This window comes from Olivibacter sp. 47 (genome assembly GCF_030372825.1).
GTDB classification, from domain to species: domain Bacteria; phylum Bacteroidota; class Bacteroidia; order Sphingobacteriales; family Sphingobacteriaceae; genus Olivibacter; species Olivibacter oleidegradans.
Genome location: NZ_JAUCNR010000001.1, coordinates 494,874 through 512,622 on the forward strand (window position 1 = coordinate 494,874; position 17,749 = coordinate 512,622).

General features: G+C 40.6%; 16 protein-coding genes. 12 read left to right on the forward strand and 4 right to left on the reverse strand.

The features are described from left to right. The first annotated feature begins 96 nt into the window (after positions 1-96). Positions 97-864: a TonB family protein gene (locus tag QT327_RS02080; RefSeq protein ID WP_289551857.1), complete on the forward strand. Its 768-nt coding sequence runs from the start codon at positions 97-99 to the stop codon at positions 862-864. A gap of 191 nt (positions 865-1,055) precedes the next feature. Here the strand turns inward: QT327_RS02080 and QT327_RS02085 are convergent, their stop codons facing one another. Beyond that, positions 1,056-2,111: a hypothetical protein gene (locus QT327_RS02085; protein ID WP_289551858.1), complete on the reverse strand. Its 1,056-nt coding sequence runs from the start codon at positions 2,109-2,111 to the stop codon at positions 1,056-1,058. 276 nt (positions 2,112-2,387) lie between these two features. Here QT327_RS02085 and QT327_RS02090 point away from each other — a divergent pair, with 276 nt between their 5' ends. The 4 genes from QT327_RS02090 (at position 2,388) to QT327_RS02105 (ending at position 5,278) form a co-directional block, all read left to right on the forward strand. Next, positions 2,388-3,377 (forward strand): hypothetical protein, encoded by a 990-nt coding sequence (locus tag QT327_RS02090; RefSeq protein WP_289551859.1) that lies wholly within the window; start codon positions 2,388-2,390, stop codon positions 3,375-3,377. A gap of 16 nt (positions 3,378-3,393) precedes the next feature. Beyond that, on the forward strand, positions 3,394-4,011 hold the full coding sequence (locus tag QT327_RS02095; RefSeq protein ID WP_289551860.1) for a cyclic nucleotide-binding domain-containing protein: 618 nt from the start codon (positions 3,394-3,396) through the stop codon (positions 4,009-4,011). 351 nt (positions 4,012-4,362) lie between these two features. Beyond that, the gene (locus QT327_RS02100) at positions 4,363-4,782 is read left to right on the forward strand and encodes a MauE/DoxX family redox-associated membrane protein (protein WP_289551861.1); all 420 of its coding nucleotides are present in this window, start codon (positions 4,363-4,365) and stop codon (positions 4,780-4,782) included. Between the two features lie 205 nt (positions 4,783-4,987). Then, positions 4,988-5,278, forward strand: a complete 291-nt coding sequence (locus QT327_RS02105) for a hypothetical protein (RefSeq protein ID WP_289551862.1) — start codon at positions 4,988-4,990, stop codon at positions 5,276-5,278. Between the two features lie 57 nt (positions 5,279-5,335). On the opposite strand, the gene QT327_RS02110 is transcribed toward QT327_RS02105, so the two are convergent. Genes QT327_RS02110 through QT327_RS02120 form a run of 3 tightly spaced genes read right to left on the reverse strand, consistent with a single transcriptional unit; the run spans position 5,336 to position 11,662 of the window. Then, positions 5,336-6,703, reverse strand: coding sequence for a RagB/SusD family nutrient uptake outer membrane protein (locus tag QT327_RS02110; protein WP_289551863.1), 1,368 nt, complete (start codon positions 6,701-6,703; stop codon positions 5,336-5,338). 7 nt (positions 6,704-6,710) lie between these two features. Further along, on the reverse strand, positions 6,711-9,884 hold the full coding sequence (locus QT327_RS02115) for a SusC/RagA family TonB-linked outer membrane protein (RefSeq protein WP_289551864.1): 3,174 nt from the start codon (positions 9,882-9,884) through the stop codon (positions 6,711-6,713). Between the two features lie 35 nt (positions 9,885-9,919). After that, a complete protein-coding gene (locus tag QT327_RS02120; RefSeq protein ID WP_289551865.1) occupies positions 9,920-11,662 on the reverse strand; it encodes a TlpA family protein disulfide reductase in 1,743 nt (580 codons plus the stop codon). A gap of 241 nt (positions 11,663-11,903) precedes the next feature. Between QT327_RS02120 and QT327_RS02125 the strand changes: the two genes are divergently transcribed. The 7 genes from QT327_RS02125 to QT327_RS02155 all read left to right on the forward strand — a co-directional run bounded on the left by QT327_RS02125 (position 11,904) and on the right by QT327_RS02155 (position 17,307). Then, positions 11,904-12,044 carry a hypothetical protein gene (locus tag QT327_RS02125; protein WP_289551866.1) on the forward strand — a complete coding sequence of 47 codons (141 nt, stop codon included), beginning with the start codon at positions 11,904-11,906 and terminating at the stop codon, positions 12,042-12,044. 189 nt (positions 12,045-12,233) lie between these two features. Next, a complete protein-coding gene (locus tag QT327_RS02130) occupies positions 12,234-12,713 on the forward strand; it encodes a hypothetical protein (RefSeq protein ID WP_289551867.1) in 480 nt (159 codons plus the stop codon). 221 nt (positions 12,714-12,934) lie between these two features. Then, the gene (locus QT327_RS02135; protein ID WP_289551868.1) at positions 12,935-13,489 is read left to right on the forward strand and encodes a hypothetical protein; all 555 of its coding nucleotides are present in this window, start codon (positions 12,935-12,937) and stop codon (positions 13,487-13,489) included. A gap of 156 nt (positions 13,490-13,645) precedes the next feature. Then, positions 13,646-14,248 (forward strand): hypothetical protein, encoded by a 603-nt coding sequence (locus tag QT327_RS02140; RefSeq protein ID WP_289551869.1) that lies wholly within the window; start codon positions 13,646-13,648, stop codon positions 14,246-14,248. Between the two features lie 49 nt (positions 14,249-14,297). Beyond that, positions 14,298-15,365, forward strand: coding sequence for a serine hydrolase domain-containing protein (locus tag QT327_RS02145; protein WP_289551870.1), 1,068 nt, complete (start codon positions 14,298-14,300; stop codon positions 15,363-15,365). Between the two features lie 29 nt (positions 15,366-15,394). Further along, positions 15,395-15,712 carry a hypothetical protein gene (locus tag QT327_RS02150; RefSeq protein WP_289551871.1) on the forward strand — a complete coding sequence of 106 codons (318 nt, stop codon included), beginning with the start codon at positions 15,395-15,397 and terminating at the stop codon, positions 15,710-15,712. A gap of 113 nt (positions 15,713-15,825) precedes the next feature. Beyond that, the gene (locus QT327_RS02155; RefSeq protein WP_289551872.1) at positions 15,826-17,307 is read left to right on the forward strand and encodes a serine hydrolase; all 1,482 of its coding nucleotides are present in this window, start codon (positions 15,826-15,828) and stop codon (positions 17,305-17,307) included. The last annotated feature ends 442 nt before the right edge of the window (positions 17,308-17,749 follow it).

Below are 17,749 nucleotides of genomic sequence, written 5' to 3' on the forward strand. Positions count from 1 at the left end.
TCCAACCGTCATTGTAAAAATGTGTAATGTTCCTTTTGCTATCCGGTTCTTATGGAAATTGGTTCATTCATGCATCAAAGCCATAAATAACACACCATGAAAATCCTATTTATACTTTTTACTTTCTTACAGACCTTAGCTTTGCCATCACTAGCGCAGCTTATTTCCAGAAAAGACAGTGCACATTACACTATCAAAACATATTCAATACCCGATACGATCCATGTACGCGGTAAACTCACCACACCCGATGGGGAGCCGGCAATAGGAATTACGGTTTGGCTTAGATCGACAAAGTATTTTTATGATGAGACACCTAAAAGCGTTACAGACAGTTTAGGAAATTACCATATTGAATATATTGAGCCTGGCGATACCCTCCAAATAACGGGACTATATTTTCGGCAAACCGTGCCTGTGATGGGCAGCCGCATCATCAACCTCACCATAAAAGACAGTAGTAACCAAACGATAGACACCATACAAGTCAATGGTAAGGCTAAAGCCAAAAAAACGAAATCACCTGTTCTTTATCAGACAAAAGTGATGAATGCATTTAACTGTTCATTCTATTTCCCGCCAACACCTGCTGGTGGCATTCCAGGTTTTCAAAAGCACCTCAAAGAACATGTTATCTATCCACAAGAAGCTTTGGATCAGGGCATTGAAGGGCTTGTCAGTGTCACATTCGAAATCAGCAAGGAAGGAAAGCCAGTCAACTTCCGTATCAGAAGAGGCATCGGTTACGGCTGTGAAGAAGCTGTTATAGCCGCGGTTAAAAGTCTCCCCTGGAAACCCGCAATCGCGGAGGGCAGTATAACTAATTTCAAAATGGAAGCAACGCTATATTTTGCGTTGGAATAAAACAAGTGGTGAGTACTTAAGAAGTACTAAGGTATAACCAAGCTAGCGCGAAACTAGTGTGAAAATAGTATAAAGCCTGTGTCACAGCAGTACCAAACTAGTGTCAAACCAGTGTGAAGCCAGTAGGTTTCAGTGTGGTTTCAGTAGGTTCGTAGTAGCTTTTAGTGTCAAAAAAGGGGATTACAGTGATCTTAACTTCCATCCTCCTTCTCAATTTTCCCTACTGCTTCCAAAATCCAACTGCGTAAGCGTGCAGCTAATTCCTTTGAAATTTCAATCGTGCAATTTAGCGGTTCTTTCACTTGTAGCTCAAGCTTTCCGTCCTTTATGCGTTTACAAGCCAATAGCATATGCTGTGGCAATGCCATGTTCCGATTTACCTTACGGAAAAAGCCCTCTGTCTCGCTTTCTACTTTTACGAGTGATGATTCATTTGCCGGGATCTTTTGTCCGTCGGTCTTCGTCTGGAGGTAGACGTAAGGTTCTTCATAAAGAAAGCAAGCAATATCTTCATATTGATGGAGGGAGATCAGCTTTTGCGTATGCACTTCATAAATACTCGCCAAGCTTTTGCCGTTCACCTCAAAGTTCTCCTCGGTTTGCAAAAGTGATACACCCCTTTCTAGCTCGGTTATTTGTGTTTTCAAGGTGCTTATTTCATGCTGAAACGCTTCATTTTCTTTTTCCAAACGTGCCTTATCCCTGAACATTGTATTTCCCGATTGGATTGCATATCGATAGCGCCTCAGCAATCCACGCCTTTTTAAACCGGCTCGATTATGCAACTGAACAAAAAAAGCCAAGGTATAACAGAGATTTACCAGCAGCAACAACACAACAATCCAAGGCAAATCCACCTCAAACAAACCCGAAGTTAGCACCTCTGTCGACAACAACTTATGGGCTGCCAGGTACACTAAAAAAAGCGCCAAGCTAGGTGCCGCCCAGCAATATGCGGCCTGAAAAACCAATCTATTGAACCAGCCACTTAACCAATTCCATTTCCTATCCAATATGCGCACCTCCCGGCGTATATATGCCAACGCGCCACCAATAAAGAAGAGAAACACGAAGTAACTCACGTAAAAATTCGCCGTTGTCATCCCCACTAACAAGCCCACCTTAGAAGCATAATAGCAACACAAACCTGCCATCAATAAGGCCCCCATCACTAGCGGGAATCGATCCTGATAGTCGAAAATAGGCCCTTTAGACCTTACCTTATGTTTCGTAAAGTTCTCCTTCATATCAATAAGATCTTATATATCCAGCCCAGGCAGCTTTCCGCACAACAGGTTTGTCACCAACAAGATACAAAAAATAAAAAACCGGCAAAAACACCTATCTGCGTTCGCACCAGCTTTAACCTAAAACGACGGCCCCTTTAACCAATAAAAAAGGGGCTTTAACCGGAAAAATCACGCTTTAACCAAGAATTTGGCGGTGGGTTTACAAACTCCGGTGAAATTTTCATTAGCCCATCCGTATTATTTAACTTTATGAAAATCAATACACTGTGTATTATGAAGCAATACAACACTTTACCTTGGCCGCAACGGATTCTCCTGATGATAGGATCGGTACTATTAATAGGAAGCAGCTACCGTTTATGCAATTATGCCTTCCAGCAAATTATGCAAGTCTTCACGGGTAACCATCAGCTCATTTTTCAGCTTCTTACCAGCATGGGTATGATGGTGGTGTTCGCACTTGCGCTACTCCTTGTCGGTACGGCCTATCTGATCAATGCCTTGGCTTGGGCTTTACCGATTCCATTCGTAGATACCGAAACGGACAAAAATCCATCCGAAGATGCGGAAACGTTAGAAATTCAGATCGGCTCGCGCAATTGCTATATCTTGCTCCTTGCCGCTATAGGATCTTATTACATGCTCTTTTTGCAGCAATCGCAACATATAGATTTCTACTGGGTATTATGCTTCCCACTCTTTCTGCTACTGGTTAACTGGCAAAGTGCACGGAGCTACGTATACTATGTGTTAGGCATCCTTGGTGTAATCGGATTTATCTGCACTTTAAAATTAAATATGCTGTACAACGCCCACTTACTCAGCAGTGTACCCTTATTTTTTAGCGCATCGTTGCTGAGCTACGTTTTAGTCGGTCTGTGGATATATTACCACCTGCGGCGCATGAGTGAAGAAAAATCCTTGATGGAATACCGCTTGCTACTCACCTTTCTATTAGGCACACTTTGTATCATCTATTTTCATTCCATACTCAGCATTATCAATTGCCGATACGATCCGATGAGAGGTACTGTTACCTACCAAGCCATTGTGATGCAAAAATGTCCGCCTTATGGCGATTATACCTTATCCATCAGTTATTACAAAGACAAACGCTATCACGGTATGCTACTGCCCGTTTCAGCGAGGCATTACCATCAAATCAAAGAGGGCGATACGATCACATTAAGATTACATCCCGGGCTTTTCGGTTGGCCTTGGTACCACGACGGGCTTGGCATGCGCGAAGCAATCAAAAAATAAACACAATGAACGTACAATGCATGATACTATTTTACTTCAATTAATAGATGAATATTTTTTACCAAAAGGGTATAGAGGAGCCCCTGATTTTATTCGGGAGTTTCACGACTATGTATTGCCGCTTATTACCCCAATGCGCATCGGCAAGAACACCGTACTTTTCACGCAACATAGTATTCCCAACTGTATTTTCTTTTTGCTCTCCGGTGTTGCCTATAGTTCAATGGAACACCCACTTAGTACGATGCTTCTAGCACCCTTTCTATGGCGAGCGCCTGCTATCATTGGTGATGGAAGAAGTTTTTATAAGCAAAAATCTGCCCGTTTTGCTGTAGCCATGCAAGGATACGGCACGGTGTATAGCTTAGAAAGGAAACACTTACAATTGATTGAGGATAAATTTCCAAAGGTGCAGGTCAATATCCGTTTAGCTATCAAACAACAGCAACAAGCGTTTAAAAATTGGAAAGACTCCTTTAGCCATGAAAAGGTGCCGATTCGATTACAGCACTTATTAGAACAAGATCCAGCACTCCTTGAGCATGTCCAGCAAAAACACCTTGCAGGCTACTTAGGCATTTATGAGTCCTATTGCAGCAAGTTAATCAAAGAGCACAGAGTATCGCTTCTCTAAATAATTAGCCAATCGATGCCATCACCAATTAACTGTTAGCCCACAATGGTCCTATCCGAACGTACCACCAAAATAAGTTTAGGATAAGCCGTTAATGGAATAACATACAAGCTATCATTCTATTAGCAAAAAAATTCAAGCTAAAATCGGCCCTTAGCCTATCATAAGCACCGTTCACTTATAACTCTATAAGTTATTTAGTTATAACCTTATAAGTTGTTAGCTTATAACATTGTAAGTCACTTTGGTCGTTTTTCTATTTTATTTGCAATAAGCGTACGAGAGGTAGAAACAGCGCGGCGATAGGCGGCCGTAGATCGCTACGGCCCCTTATCATAAAATAAAAAACATATGAATGCAAAAACGAGACATATCATTTATAACGGCGTTATCTGGCTGTTGGTGACTTTATGGGTTATCACCATTTGCGTGAAGCTATATGATATCGAAAAAACGAGAAGTGAAATGCGGAATCAAGTGTTTCCGATATGGGTGGCCGAAGTGCTGGTGTGGTTAATCCCTGCCGTATGTGCAGGGATAACCATTCTTTTACTGAGTGGCAAGAGAAGCTTACTCGGATTAAAGGCCTCCCTATTATTACTCTGTCTGTTCAGCCTTTACATTATCCTAGGAATGAACAACGCTTTTGGCAGAATTCCTTGCAGTTGTGGGAGTATTTTGCCACACGGAAATTATAGTGAACAATTACTATTGAACGGAGTATTTATACTTCTCATTACCATAACACTATACAAGAAACTAAACATTTAGTTTTAGTGACTTAGCCAGGTGTTTTTACAGAAAAAGAAAGGAGTTAAAAGGCAACATTTGAGGATAAGAAATGGTTGGGTTTGAGCCTACCCGACCGATATAAAAAAGGAGTAATTAACGCTTTTGGGAATAAAGGCTCCAGTATTCCGAAAGCCATTGTTTAACCCGTTATATCCAGATTTGGTATAACATAAAACGTGAAGCTATGAATACGCTAGCAAAAAGCCTAGGTAAGCTGGGTGCAGTAGCAATGATTGCGACCTTCAGTTTCGCATTTGCGACACCAAGTGTGCGACAAGCACACAACGTGTATAACGCAAACACAAGCGGATCGGGGGCTCCTGATTGGCAGCCCTTAACCCGTTCTGAAGGACCGATCGGACAGCCAGGCACATATCGTTGCGATAATGCCGATAACGTCTGTACTGCTTTCCAAGACCCTGCAACCGGGCAGATCCTTGATGAAAAGGAAGGGATGTACCAAGAAAACAACTAGTACATAACTTTCTGTAAAAACAGAGGGCCATAGCAGCCCTCTGTTTAATAAACTGTTCTACCTTATATTTTGTTCAATCTTATTTGCCTCCAACTCATTCGAAGGAATTGGAAACGTATACCGCGCACTATTCGGTAAGAGGGCAATTATCTGTCCATTGACCATGCGACGTAGCGTAATCGCCCGGTCACTTTGCTGATTTAACCGTCGTAAATCAACCCATCTTACGCTTCGGCCAAGTAGCTCTTTCCGGCGTTCACCCAAAATGACATGCAATAATTCATCAGGCCCCATCAACGGTAAGGCCTTAAAACTGTCATTTGCGTATCGTTTTGACCGAAAAACGTTAATTGTTTGCAATGCTCCGTGTATATCGCCATTGTAAACCTTACTCTCTGACAACATCAAATAAACCTCATCAACCGCTATTCCCGTAAAGGGCAATAAACTCCCAGAATAGGAACCTTTAAAGTTTCCCTGTTCATTAACGAATATTTTCTTTCGCAAATCATTCACGGCAAAAGAAGCAACCAGATTGGTATCAAGCTTTGTAACTGAAGAAATAATATCTGAATAAGAGTTGGGAAAGCTGTAGAATATGACTTCTTTATTCCCTTCTTGTCCTACCGTAGGGAGTGCCATCGGCAAAGGTGCTGCCAGTGAAGCATTCAACGTATTGAAATCAAGCAGCTCATCTGTTATTTTTAGTGTTTCCAAGCTATAATGTTCCACTTCCCGATACTTTCCCATTATCAAATTTATTCTTGCCAATAATGCCAAAGCTGCTGCCTTACTGGGTCTTGTCTTTAAAGACACCTTATCGGGGAGCGATAAAAGACAATATTCCAAATCATGGATAATCTGTGCATAAACATCTTTTATTGGCGCCCTGAACACCCGTTCTGTCACATTACTACTTAGTTTTAACGGGATTCCTGGCATCTCCAAATTGGCTGTGTTATAAGGCGGTGCAAATTGCTGCACCAACCAATAGAATGCTATACTGCGATAAAAAAGAGCCCTCGCTTCGATGAGACGATATCGCTCGGCCTGTTCTTCACCAACACTTAAATCTTTCAAGCCATCTAATACCACGTTGGCGTAAAAAACCTGCTGATAAGGCATATCCCAATCCACTGCAGACAGATTCTGAAAAACATCCTTTTCCCATAAATAAGCATTGCGCGAAAATATAGTATAGGCTTGTAGGCCTTGATCTGTTGTATAAAAATTATCGGCCGAGCTTATCATTAAATAAGGCGATACATTCATTACTCGGTAGCTATTATCAAGTATAGCCTCGAAATCATCAAGCGTACTCGGAACTAGCAGTGCTTTGTCCGGTCTTTCCTTTAAAAACTCCTTTTGACAAGAAGCCAATAATACCGATAATGAGATGAGAAATATTGATAAGATTATTTTCATAAGCGATTTAAAAGGTAAATTTAAAACCAAAGGCCAACGTCCGCGCAGGCGGATAATTGGAAACGGCGTAATCTGGATCAAGGTCTATATTCGTCCGCTTCCACAGCAATCCAACATTATCCACGTAGAGGTAAGCTTGCAGCGTATTGAAAGCAAAGCCACCGACTTTAAGATTTTGCATGGTATAGGTCAAATTAATATCCTGCAATCTTATATGGTCACCCGGTTCAATCAAGTAGTCAGAACTGGAATATAGGCTCTGCCTGTTTCCATTATTTATAGCGGGCATGGACGGAACTTGTGTGAATGCCTCATCACCGGGTTTCTGCCAGCGAAGGGCATAATCACCATGGCTTACCATTCCGTTCAATACGGCGCCATAGGATACCGAATTACGGCGAAAGTAATAACCAAGGCGATAGCTCACATTAAAGGAAAGGGAAAAACAGCCATAATTGAACGTATTCCTTATGGCGCCGAAAGAAGTAGGTCTTGACGGCCCGATGTAATTCAGGTTCTCCACTGTCGTGGCACCGATAATAGCCGCGTAATCTTTACTCAATTCACCATCCAGATAGCCTAGCGGGTCACCCGTTTCGGGGTCCAACCCACCCCATCTGAAAGCATAAAGGGCATAAAGTGGCCGCCCTTCTACCGGATAACCACCAGCATCCGAATTGGCAATATAACTTGTAGCCAAAGCTTTATATTTGAAAGAGGTCACCTCTTCATGTATTGCGCTATAAAAGAAATTGGTGAACCATTTGAATGTGCGGTCAATATTCTTGGTTTGTATATTTATATCAAGACCACTGCCAAATGTACTGGCATTATTGCCCGTGAAGATCTTAACTCCGCTAGAAGGAGGGAATGATGTTCGTCCGATCAGATCCTGCCCCCACTTCCGATAATATTCCACCGTACCGCTAACTACATTGTTTTTTGTTGTAAAATCAATTGCCAGGTTGAGCTGTCGTATTCGTTCCCAGCGCAATTCAGGGTTTGGAGGAAAAACTATCTCAGCAAAAGGCTGACGCGTTATCGCATCGTAATTACTGTAAGAAGCAATCGTATAAGCAGATGTTGACCGATCGACGTTTCCGTTGTACCCAATTGTTGAGCGAAGTTTCAATCGCGGTATCCAATCAATCCGATAAAAATCCTCTCGATCAATTTGCCATCCCAGTCCTGCTGACCATAACGGCACGCCCTGTTGATTTGTTTTTACGCCAAAAAGATTACTCCGATCAAACCGCGCACTACCGGAAACGGTATATTTCTCCTGAAAGGTATAAGCCGCATTTGCATACCATGACACAAATCGATCGACCAGTTCTCTCCCGTTATCTGCAAAAGGAATACGATTAGTTGTGGAAGCGGGGTTTACATAGGAACGAAAAGTAGAAACATAATCCACTGGTTTATTGATAATATGCTGCGTATCGTAACCATATAAGCGATTATTATTAATCGATGTATTTCTTGATTGAAGCTCATATCCTACCAGCGCTGATATGGCATGTGGTTTACCAAAATGACGGTTAAAGTTCAGTTGTCCGCGAAGATAGTTGGTGTTTACAGACTGTTTCCCTATATCCAGGATACCTCCCAGAGGTATCGGCCTTTCAACCGAACCATCTGCCTGTATATTCGAGAACTGATTGATCAGGTTTCTGGTATAGTAAGATTCTTCACCGTTGAGGTTGAAGATATCCGTAATGATTCTATTGCGTTGATACCGGGCATCGATATCCAATCCGTCGATCAAACGATAAGTAAGCCCTACGTTCAACCGATAATCTATTTGCTTTTGCGAACGATCGCTGTTATAAATTTCATCCAGGGGCTTATATTCCCAGTTCAGTAAACCTTCTTCAAATGCTCTATCTACAAAAGAAGTCCGGTAATCTTTGATTATCGCCCGCGGTAATCCCTTTTCATCAACCAACTGTGCATACGGAAAAATAGCAGTCGGCGTACCGACCGGCCCGATGTACGTGATATTGCCCAGACCATTATTTTTGACATTCCCTTCTGCATAATATACATCTGTCGTCAACTGAAGACGTGCATCCAAAAAGCTTCGGTTAAATTTCAGGTTGGCTGTTGTACGCTGATTTTCATTTCCGACAAGATCAGCCAACTTTCGATCGTGCCCAGCTGAAAAGTAATAGGTATAATCACTTCCACCTCCTTCAGCATTGACAAAATACTGCTGACCCAGGCTCCTACGGTATAAGTATTGCTCAATGTCATTTCTGACATCATTCATTTTGAAAAGCGCAATTTGTGTATCCAGTTCACTTTCTGAAAGATAACCATCCCTGTGAGCGACCAATGCCTCGACAACCGGTGTTAAAGGGTACTTATTCACCGAAGTCTCGGCTCTCGTATAGAACCCTTCATTAAAAAGCTTTCTTTCATTTTCAATAAAATCAGCTGAAGACATCATTGGCTGGTAGTGAATGTTAGGACGTTGAGCAAACGTAAGGTTACTATTTACAGTTACCTTATTTTGTGTTCTTCTTTCCCCCTTTTTTGTTGTTATAACGATAACGCCATTCCCTGCTCTTGCTCCCCATATAGATGCCGCCGCTGCATCCTTCAAAACCGTGACACTTGCTATATCGTTCGGATTAACAGTATTGATATCACCTTCATAAGGGAAGTTGTCGATTACAATCAGTGGTTGGTTGTTCGCAGACAGCGTACTCTGCCCCCTTATTGTGATATCGTTAGCACCCGCTCCTCTCCCTTTGTTAAAGACCAGGCCTGGGGTTACATCTGCTAGCCTACTCAAAATATCCGAACTCACGCGTCTATTCAGAAGTGTGCTATCAATCTGTACAAAAGAACCGGTAGCTCGCTCACGGGACAGTTGTTGATATCCCGTTGACACGACGACCTCGTCCAAAGCCCCTACTGCAGGAAACATCTCAATTATCAGTAAGGTGTCAATTGCTTCATTAATGGTCAGGTATTGCCTTTCGTAACCGATACAGCTAATTTCCAACTGTACTTCGGCATCGAATTTAAGGCGAAACAAGCCGTTAACGTCAGTTACTGTAGCTTTGCGGCTTTTGGCATTCAATATCGTGGCACCTCCGAGAGGTTTTAATGAAGTGGCGTTAACAACCTTTCCTTTCAACCCAGTTTGTGCAACAAGTTCGAGCCAAATCATTGAAAGGCTCATTAAAAGTATATATCGCAACATATTTAAATGGAATCTTTTATAGTTAATACCGGGATGGAAACATTTTTCTTCACGAATTTAAAGCCCGACTTTTCGAGCGATTTGTTAATAGCTGCTAAATCCGATAAGTTGTTACCGAAGTCCATATCGACCGCGAAACCACAAGCCGTATCGTCTATTATCGGATACGGAGATTTCTGCATATAGAAAATATTCAGGTTATATACAATATGTTCAGGAAGCATGTTACGGACTTGCAAATTGCCCGTATCATCCGCAACTTTCATTGACGGGGTTCCTCTAACGGTATGCTGTCTTCGTGTTGCCTGAAGGTCGATAAGTACCAGACAGGCTTTATTTCTGTTTTCTACTTCGACACTATATTGCGGGAACATCAATGAGAGATCTCGCTGAAAGATATCAAAACACTTTTCAGTACGCTCCACGGGCAACAGCAGCTCGTAACAGAACGTATTTTTACGGGCCCAATCTAAATAAGCAGCGCCTGTCGCGGAACTGAAAACTTTAGAAGAGTCGCTGACATCCAATTGCAAGCGATTGCTCCCAAAGAACACTTTTCCTTCACCATAAGCCAGCGAAAACAACTTACGCAACGAACCATTCCGTACCGTAATCTTCGTTTGCGGCCCTTTGGCCAGTTGCACGGATGACCCCGCATCCAGCCCTTCGATATAACCACTGATCATACTGTGGTACAATAGTTCATTCCCGCCCCCTCCGTTACCGTTTATCAGGAGCGGTTTGTCCCTTTCGTAGGCAAGGGAATAATCCTTTTTAGCTTTGACAACCAGATTTCCCTTTAGTGCATCCCTTAGTGATTCTTCATTCAATGCCTCCATACCAGTAATAGCCGCTACCTGGCCTTCGGGATCAATCCATACGAAATGAGGCAATACCTGATGCGGAAACAATCTATGCAATGAGCTATCATTCACTACCTTTTCAATTATAGTAGTCTTCTGCCTTTGTAGAACAGGTTTAACAGTAGCGGTATTCTGATAGGTAACGGAGATAAATTGAACTTCGCCCTTAAAGTCTTCTTGAAGCTGATTGAGTTGAGGTAACATAGCAATGCAAGGAGAACACCATGTTGCCCAAAAGTCTAAAATAAGCCACTGTCCTTTATATTTTTCAAGTTTTGTGCTTCCTACAGGATAAGTATGCAATTCCTCCGTCCAAATAGATACTGGCAGCGCATCACCAACATGTAAACCTAGGGAAACAATATCAAGTGCCTGATTTTTGGCCGTATCAATCGCGAAATTTTCTGTAAAAGCCACGCCGTTGGCAGCCTCCGGGGAGGAGGACTGCCGGGCGTGTGCCAAACAAACACAGAACAAGACGTTTAAGGCTGTAAGGTATATGGTGTAGGGTTTAAGGGCGCGCTGGATAACCTTTGCACGGCCAACCTCACTTCTCCCTGTCCTCTCCCCTACTTGCCAACTTGAGCGAAACTGAAGGTGCACTCGATGGGGAATTCCCCCATGGAGCTCGCCACGAGTGCCCATTGATTTCCGACCAATATTAATCGAACCACCGAAGCCATCTTCAAGAGGGGGACAGACGGGGGACCCGACAAATTGTATCGATTTATTATCTATATTGGAGGCCAGCCTATTTAGGGCCCCTTTTTGATCTTTAAATACTTTTTTCTTTTGGGAGGTATCTTTAGCCGATGGCTGACAACTGATAGCCGACGGCCTGCCGACTGGGCAAAGCCCTCCCATTACGTTTTTATCGTTCATTTTTAGATTTGGTTGAAAAGAATCAGTACATTAATAAATCAAGCTCTTTGGCTTGAAAAATTCAAGATCAACCTGCTAAATAGGGTTTTGGGCTTGCGAGCAAATAGGAGATCAAAAATCGTCAACCCATTCTTGGAAACAACGCTTCCTCCTATCCTTCGGAAAAGGGAATTTAATTTCTTTTGATGTTTAGGTTTTGTATTCATCATTTAAAGTTTATAGACATTAAACGACGAAGTATATGAAAAAGGTAGCGAACCGATTCAGAAAGAGACGGGGGCTTACCTTATTCCCTGCTGAAGGCCGTAGGAAGCCGTTGGAGAAAACAAGAGCCTGCCCGTCTCTCTACGCAAAGATAAGAGATCGGGCATTTGACTCCTGAACCTGCTCCGTTGAAAATTTCCTACGTTTTCAGCAGCAAGACTCAGCGTCTAATGCTAATTAAATCAATAGATAGTCAATACTTTACTAGCTATTTCGATTGCTAAAATAAGTAGATAATTACAAAAATGCAAATTTTACTATGTTATTTGTTTAGCTGAATCGTCAGCTGACTTAGGTAATATCGTTTATGATCGAAATTACGCCTCTTTCAGCTTACGTTATCAACCGAGTAAAGTATCGCCGATTAGTCTTAGGCATATCAGCTTACCACCTTTCTCAATTATTAGGTAAAAGCCAAAACTTTGTAATCAACATAGAGAACAGCGATTTACCTGGTCAGTATAATACACATGATTATCCTACGCTTGCTAAATCATTAGACTGGCAGATACACGACCTCCTTCCTCCTGATGAAGCCGATCAAAAAAGTGATGGCACTTTAGTAGAAAAAGCAGTATTGAGCTTGAGCAATGAAACTGATATGCAACTTGTTCTTAAGGGGATGATTGATCATGGTTTTTTCGATAGCGACAAAACTATAACTGATACAGCAAAACATCTTTTTATTGAAGGTAAAGCTGAGGAGAAAATCATGGTGAGAACACTCAACAAACTAGCAGCGAATGGATTGTTGGAGAATAAATCATCGGTGTATACTAAGGCTTAACTCTTTACGAGAAAAATTCTTATATTTGTATGTTAACAGAATAATATGGCCATGCAACTTGTTTCAGCAAAATTAAGAGCAAAAGGAGATCGATTGAATTGGACTCCACTTAAGGATGTAAAGCCCGTACGATTAAACGCTTGTGAAATCGAGGGGAAGGTCGTCCATGTAAAAGAAACGTCTAAGCAAAACAGCCAAGAAAAACCTAAACTATTAATACCTTGATATTTGACTATCCGGGCTACGAGTTACAATTCATACAGAAAAGAAGAATTAAAGATGGTTCAGCCCATCTTTTTTCATTCTTATACAAATTTTGTTCTCCTGTAACCGATCTGCAATATGTACTTACTGCGGATTATCATGAAGGTGATTTTTTTGCCATTAAGTTTTATGCAAAAATGCACCGAAAGAGTGATTTCAAATATTACCTTATTACTAACAGAGGTGATGTTGGTAATTTGCTGGTCACCTGCCTGAAATGTGTTCCTTTATTACTTGGAGAATATCCTACGGCTTCATTTGGTTTTGTAGGCTCGCGCACCTACGATAAAAATTCAAGGAAGATGGAGGGATATTCTAACACCCAACGCTTTAAAATCTATCGGGAGTTTGTATCTAAGAAAATCGGTACCGGTCTATTCCAACATTTCGAATACGAAGAAGTAAGTGGGTATCTACTTATAAATCAGAAATGTGGTGTTGATCCGAACATCAAAGAACGACAACTGGTATCCATGCTAGCTGCCACATATAATGATTTGCCAAATCCTTAAGTCAATTTAGCTAGCACATTTTACAGGTGTCCTTTTTTGGTTGACACTAAATTGTTATGTTTGGGTAACCTTAATCTCTTTTATCAAGCCGTGGCAAAAACAGAAAACAATCCAAAGCAAAGGAATGGTGGGTGTAGCTTAGTAATTATGTCTCGCATGGATTTCGAGATAGCGCGTTTTGTTTTTGAAAGAAGTACAGAAATTGGGCTTACTCCTTCTGAAGTTTCATTTTTGCTAGGGAAGAAAGACGCTTATTTCTTTGATCTTTTGGATCCCACCGATAAAAACAAATTTAAAACCGAACAGCTGGATTTACTCCCGGCTATATTGGACTCTACTATCCGCGAGATTATTCCGAATAATATCCAACCTGACGAGCAAGTTTCCATCACAGGAAGCAAAAAGATCCACGACACCGAGCAATACAAAACCATCACCTATCGATTTACGGTTGAGTATAAAGATAAATCAACCAGGGATTTTATTTGGAAAAAGAAGGAGACAAAAGGAGAACGGAGTAAAGAAAATGAGGCTGTAACCAACTATCTATTGAAGTTAATAAAGGAAGGGTATTTCGACGAGCTAAAATTTGCTTTGACGATCTACCTCTTGTTGCAAGAAAATTTAGGGGCGGCCTTTACCGCAAAAGACATTCAAACTAGTTTAGCTATTTTGTGCAGGAAACAAAATAAAGAACCAGTTTTAGAACGAAAGGAAGATCGGAGTCGGTTTGTTTATCAAAAAGCCTCATTGAATTAGTCAACAAGTTGTTGACCAATCATCGTTTTCTGTAGAAATAACTGTCATAATGAAAATACTTTTAACATACTTAATCTTACTTTTAGCATCTGTCTCATATTCATATGCCCAGCTAAAAGCAATTCATAGGATAGATAGCCTTTTTACAGAATTAACTGAAAAAAATGAATTTTCAGGCGCCGTTTTAATTGCCGATAGCACTAAGACATTGCTGCAAAAAGGTTATGGGTATGCGGATCGAGAAAAAAAGATAAAAAACACGGCAAACACCAGATTCGATCTTTCCTCTGCGTCTAAAGTATTCACTGGAACAGCGATCACCTATTTGGCACAGCAGGGAAGGATCAATTTCAATGATACGATTGGCACATACATAAAAGGTTTGCCTAAAGGTGATGTGATCACCATTCATCAGATACTGACACATTCGGCCGGTTTTGATGATTTTTATAAAGCAAAAGGCTTCAGCTATCGAAATATTAAAAACTGTACCGATATGCTCCCTTTCATGAAATCGATGCCATTAGTTTATAACCCGGGAGACAGTTGCATATACTCAACAGGCGACCTTATTGTGCTTGGAGCCTTAATAGAGAAAATTACGGGTATGGATTTCCAGGATTACATACAGACTTTAATTATTAAGCCCCTTAAATTAAAGAACACCTCTTTTACGCCCTATTGGACATTAGATGAAACGCAACGGCAATACGCGATCGGTTATAGCAAAGACTCAACTCATATCAAAAGAAAACCTTATGATTATGACAATGGCTCTATACCTTTATCGGCAGGTGGTGCATGGAGCAGTATTTCTGATCTATACAAATTTGATCGCGCTGTTTTTACAGGCAAGATATTGAATGAAAAGTATCTAAAGCTGATGACAGCTCCATACACTCCACAGTGGGATAATGCGCATTTTGGTTATGTATGGATTATAACGGATAAGGGAGCGTTTACCAGTATCGGCCATCCAGGTAATAGTTCGGGGTGGCAAGCAATGAATGAATACTATCCCGACCAAGGATATACTGTCATCATCTTAAGCAATTTAGGTTCAGTGGATATTTTTCAGCTGACTCAGCAGGTTGAGAAGATACTGTTTCATAACTAATTTGACGTCATTCGAAGTTAGACATCGGAATGAAAAAAGAAACCGCAGCCAAATATTTTAATGAATTACCTATGCAATGGGGACTACGTGGTGACCCATTTCTTTGGGATGAAATGAAAATTTCATTTGAAAAGATTAATTTACCTGTCAGTTCTCGTGAATTTGAAAAATTACTTTATAAATTTTTCAGACAGTTGACAGGCGAAAGACCGGAAAAAGGTAGGACCATCTTTATTGAACGGTATAACAAAGGTGGTATGTCCGGCGGATTTGTGAGTTGTGATTTTTGGCTAGAGAAAGGTTTTCCACTGTTAATACAACGTTACATCGAAGAGATAGAACGTTAATACGAATAAAAATTTAGCATGACAGCAGCAATACGTGTTTGACGGATTAGTGCAAATTCTTGTATATTAGTTTCATAAACACAACAGTTATCTTCTCCTAATAAAAGAATCTAATGAAAGAATTATTGGATCCAATAAAAACTATTTTGTTCTCATTTATATTGGCTTTTTCACTCCCAATAAAAGCTCAAACTGTCTCAGATAGCATTGATACATTTATCAAAGAAAAAATGGAACGACTCAAAATCCCCGGACTTCAGTTATCCGTTGTGAAAAATGGAAAATTAGAAAAGTCGGGCAGCTATGGCTTTGCAAATTTAGAACATCAGGTTACTACAGATTCTAAGACCACCTTCTCCATTAATTCTATGACTAAAGCGTTTGTTGGCGTAGCAATTATGCAATTACAGGAACGGGGAAAACTAAGTGTGAAAGATCCCCTTTCCCTTTATATTTCCGATATTCCCAACGAATGGAAGTCAATAAAGATTGAACAGTTATTGAGTAACACTTCAGGACTTCCAAACAATATAGACGAAAAAGAGCAAGTGTTGGGTGACGGTACAGAAAACGGAAACTGGGAACTGGTGAAAAAGCTGCCAATGGAATTCTCTCCCGGAGAAAGATTCAGTTACAATCAAACAGGCTATTATATTTTGGGGAGGATACTTAATAAAGTAAGTGGACAACATTTTACTCAGTTTATTGCGGAAAATCAATTTAAGCCTTGTATGATGAAATCCACGCGATTTGGAGATTCCAATGACATTATCCCAAATAATTCAAACTCATATTCGACTATTTATAATGACAGTGGAAAATGGATAAATGATGGGAAACTGCATAACTCGTATGCCACTTTCCCTTTATTTTTTAGAACTGCTACAGGTATTATCTCTACTGCAGAAGATTTAAGTAAATGGCTTATCGCATTGCAAAATGGAAAGCTGCTGAGTCAAGCAAGTATCGATCAAATGTTTACCACCACAAGATTGAACAGCGGAGACATAGGAGGCTTTAATAAGTTAACGAATGGCTATGCTTTGGGATGGCCAACGGTAGTGAGAGAAGAACATCCCGCAGTAGCTCCTGTTGGCGGAATGCGGTCCGCATTATTCGTATATCCTCAAGACGATTTATCCATCGTTGTTTTAACAAATCTACAAGGTTCAAATCCTGAATGGTTTATTGACGAGATAGCGGGCTTCTATATTCCGGATATGAAACGCGAAAATGGATTTGGATTGAGTAAAAACTTAAAATTATTACGTCAAGAACTCTTAAAAAATGATTTCAAAAACGTCAATAAAACTTATAAAAAGGTAGCGAAACAAAACAAAAATTTCATATTGGCAGAAGACGAAATAAATTCTTGGGGCTATCAACTTTTAAAACATAACCAGAAAAAGGAAGCTTTACAAATTTTCAAACTAAATACTACCCTATTTCCCAATAGCTGGAATGTATATGACAGTTATGGGGAGCTATTAGCAACATTGGGATATCGGGAAGAAGCCATTATAAATTATAAAAAATCCCTTGAACTTAACCCTGACAATTCTAACGCCAGTAATTATTTAAAAAACAAAAATTGATATAAAGCTGCCATTGACAAGTAGTTCTGCGAAAGAGCGGTTTTTAGTCAAAGTTGAACGTCTGTGTATTTTAACAACAGAAAAATGGTTTTGCCAACGTGGGGAGCTTGTAGTATTTTCAAGCAGCTGATTCTGGATATACACCAACATTCAGGAGAATATCGATTGATAAAACAGAAAATAAATTGATATTTGAGGATATAGAGGAATAGCTATTAGCACATTTAACTCATAAAGATAGAGAACTAAAATCAACCATGGGATTCGGCCTCAACCTGTTTTTTGCATTTATTCTTATCCTGCTGATGGGCATTCTTTTGCTCGCTTGGATCTTTACGAGAAAGAAAGCTTTCGGTTTGGCATCGGGATCGGTTTTGCTTGGCTTGTTAGGGATATTCTCATTACTGGTGATACTTAACAGGATAACAAGATAATAGAACTG

Excerpts from the sequence above, each read along its gene's own strand:
- QT327_RS02080 (WP_289551857.1), top strand. The coding sequence starts at position 97 with ATGAAAATCCTATTTATACTTTTTACTTTCTTACAGACCTTAGCTTTG.
- QT327_RS02085 (WP_289551858.1), bottom strand. The coding sequence starts at position 2,111 with ATGAAGGAGAACTTTACGAAACATAAGGTAAGGTCTAAAGGGCCTATT.
- QT327_RS02090 (WP_289551859.1), top strand. The coding sequence starts at position 2,388 with ATGAAGCAATACAACACTTTACCTTGGCCGCAACGGATTCTCCTGATG.
- QT327_RS02095 (WP_289551860.1), top strand. The coding sequence starts at position 3,394 with ATGCATGATACTATTTTACTTCAATTAATAGATGAATATTTTTTACCA.
- QT327_RS02100 (WP_289551861.1), top strand. The coding sequence starts at position 4,363 with ATGAATGCAAAAACGAGACATATCATTTATAACGGCGTTATCTGGCTG.
- QT327_RS02105 (WP_289551862.1), top strand. The coding sequence starts at position 4,988 with ATGAATACGCTAGCAAAAAGCCTAGGTAAGCTGGGTGCAGTAGCAATG.
- QT327_RS02110 (WP_289551863.1), bottom strand. The coding sequence starts at position 6,703 with ATGAAAATAATCTTATCAATATTTCTCATCTCATTATCGGTATTATTG.
- QT327_RS02115 (WP_289551864.1), bottom strand. The coding sequence starts at position 9,884 with ATGATTTGGCTCGAACTTGTTGCACAAACTGGGTTGAAAGGAAAGGTT.
- QT327_RS02120 (WP_289551865.1), bottom strand. The coding sequence starts at position 11,662 with ATGAACGATAAAAACGTAATGGGAGGGCTTTGCCCAGTCGGCAGGCCG.
- QT327_RS02125 (WP_289551866.1), top strand. The coding sequence starts at position 11,904 with ATGAAAAAGGTAGCGAACCGATTCAGAAAGAGACGGGGGCTTACCTTA.
- QT327_RS02130 (WP_289551867.1), top strand. The coding sequence starts at position 12,234 with ATGATCGAAATTACGCCTCTTTCAGCTTACGTTATCAACCGAGTAAAG.
- QT327_RS02140 (WP_289551869.1), top strand. The coding sequence starts at position 13,646 with ATGGATTTCGAGATAGCGCGTTTTGTTTTTGAAAGAAGTACAGAAATT.
- QT327_RS02145 (WP_289551870.1), top strand. The coding sequence starts at position 14,298 with ATGAAAATACTTTTAACATACTTAATCTTACTTTTAGCATCTGTCTCA.
- QT327_RS02150 (WP_289551871.1), top strand. The coding sequence starts at position 15,395 with ATGAAAAAAGAAACCGCAGCCAAATATTTTAATGAATTACCTATGCAA.
- QT327_RS02155 (WP_289551872.1), top strand. The coding sequence starts at position 15,826 with ATGAAAGAATTATTGGATCCAATAAAAACTATTTTGTTCTCATTTATA.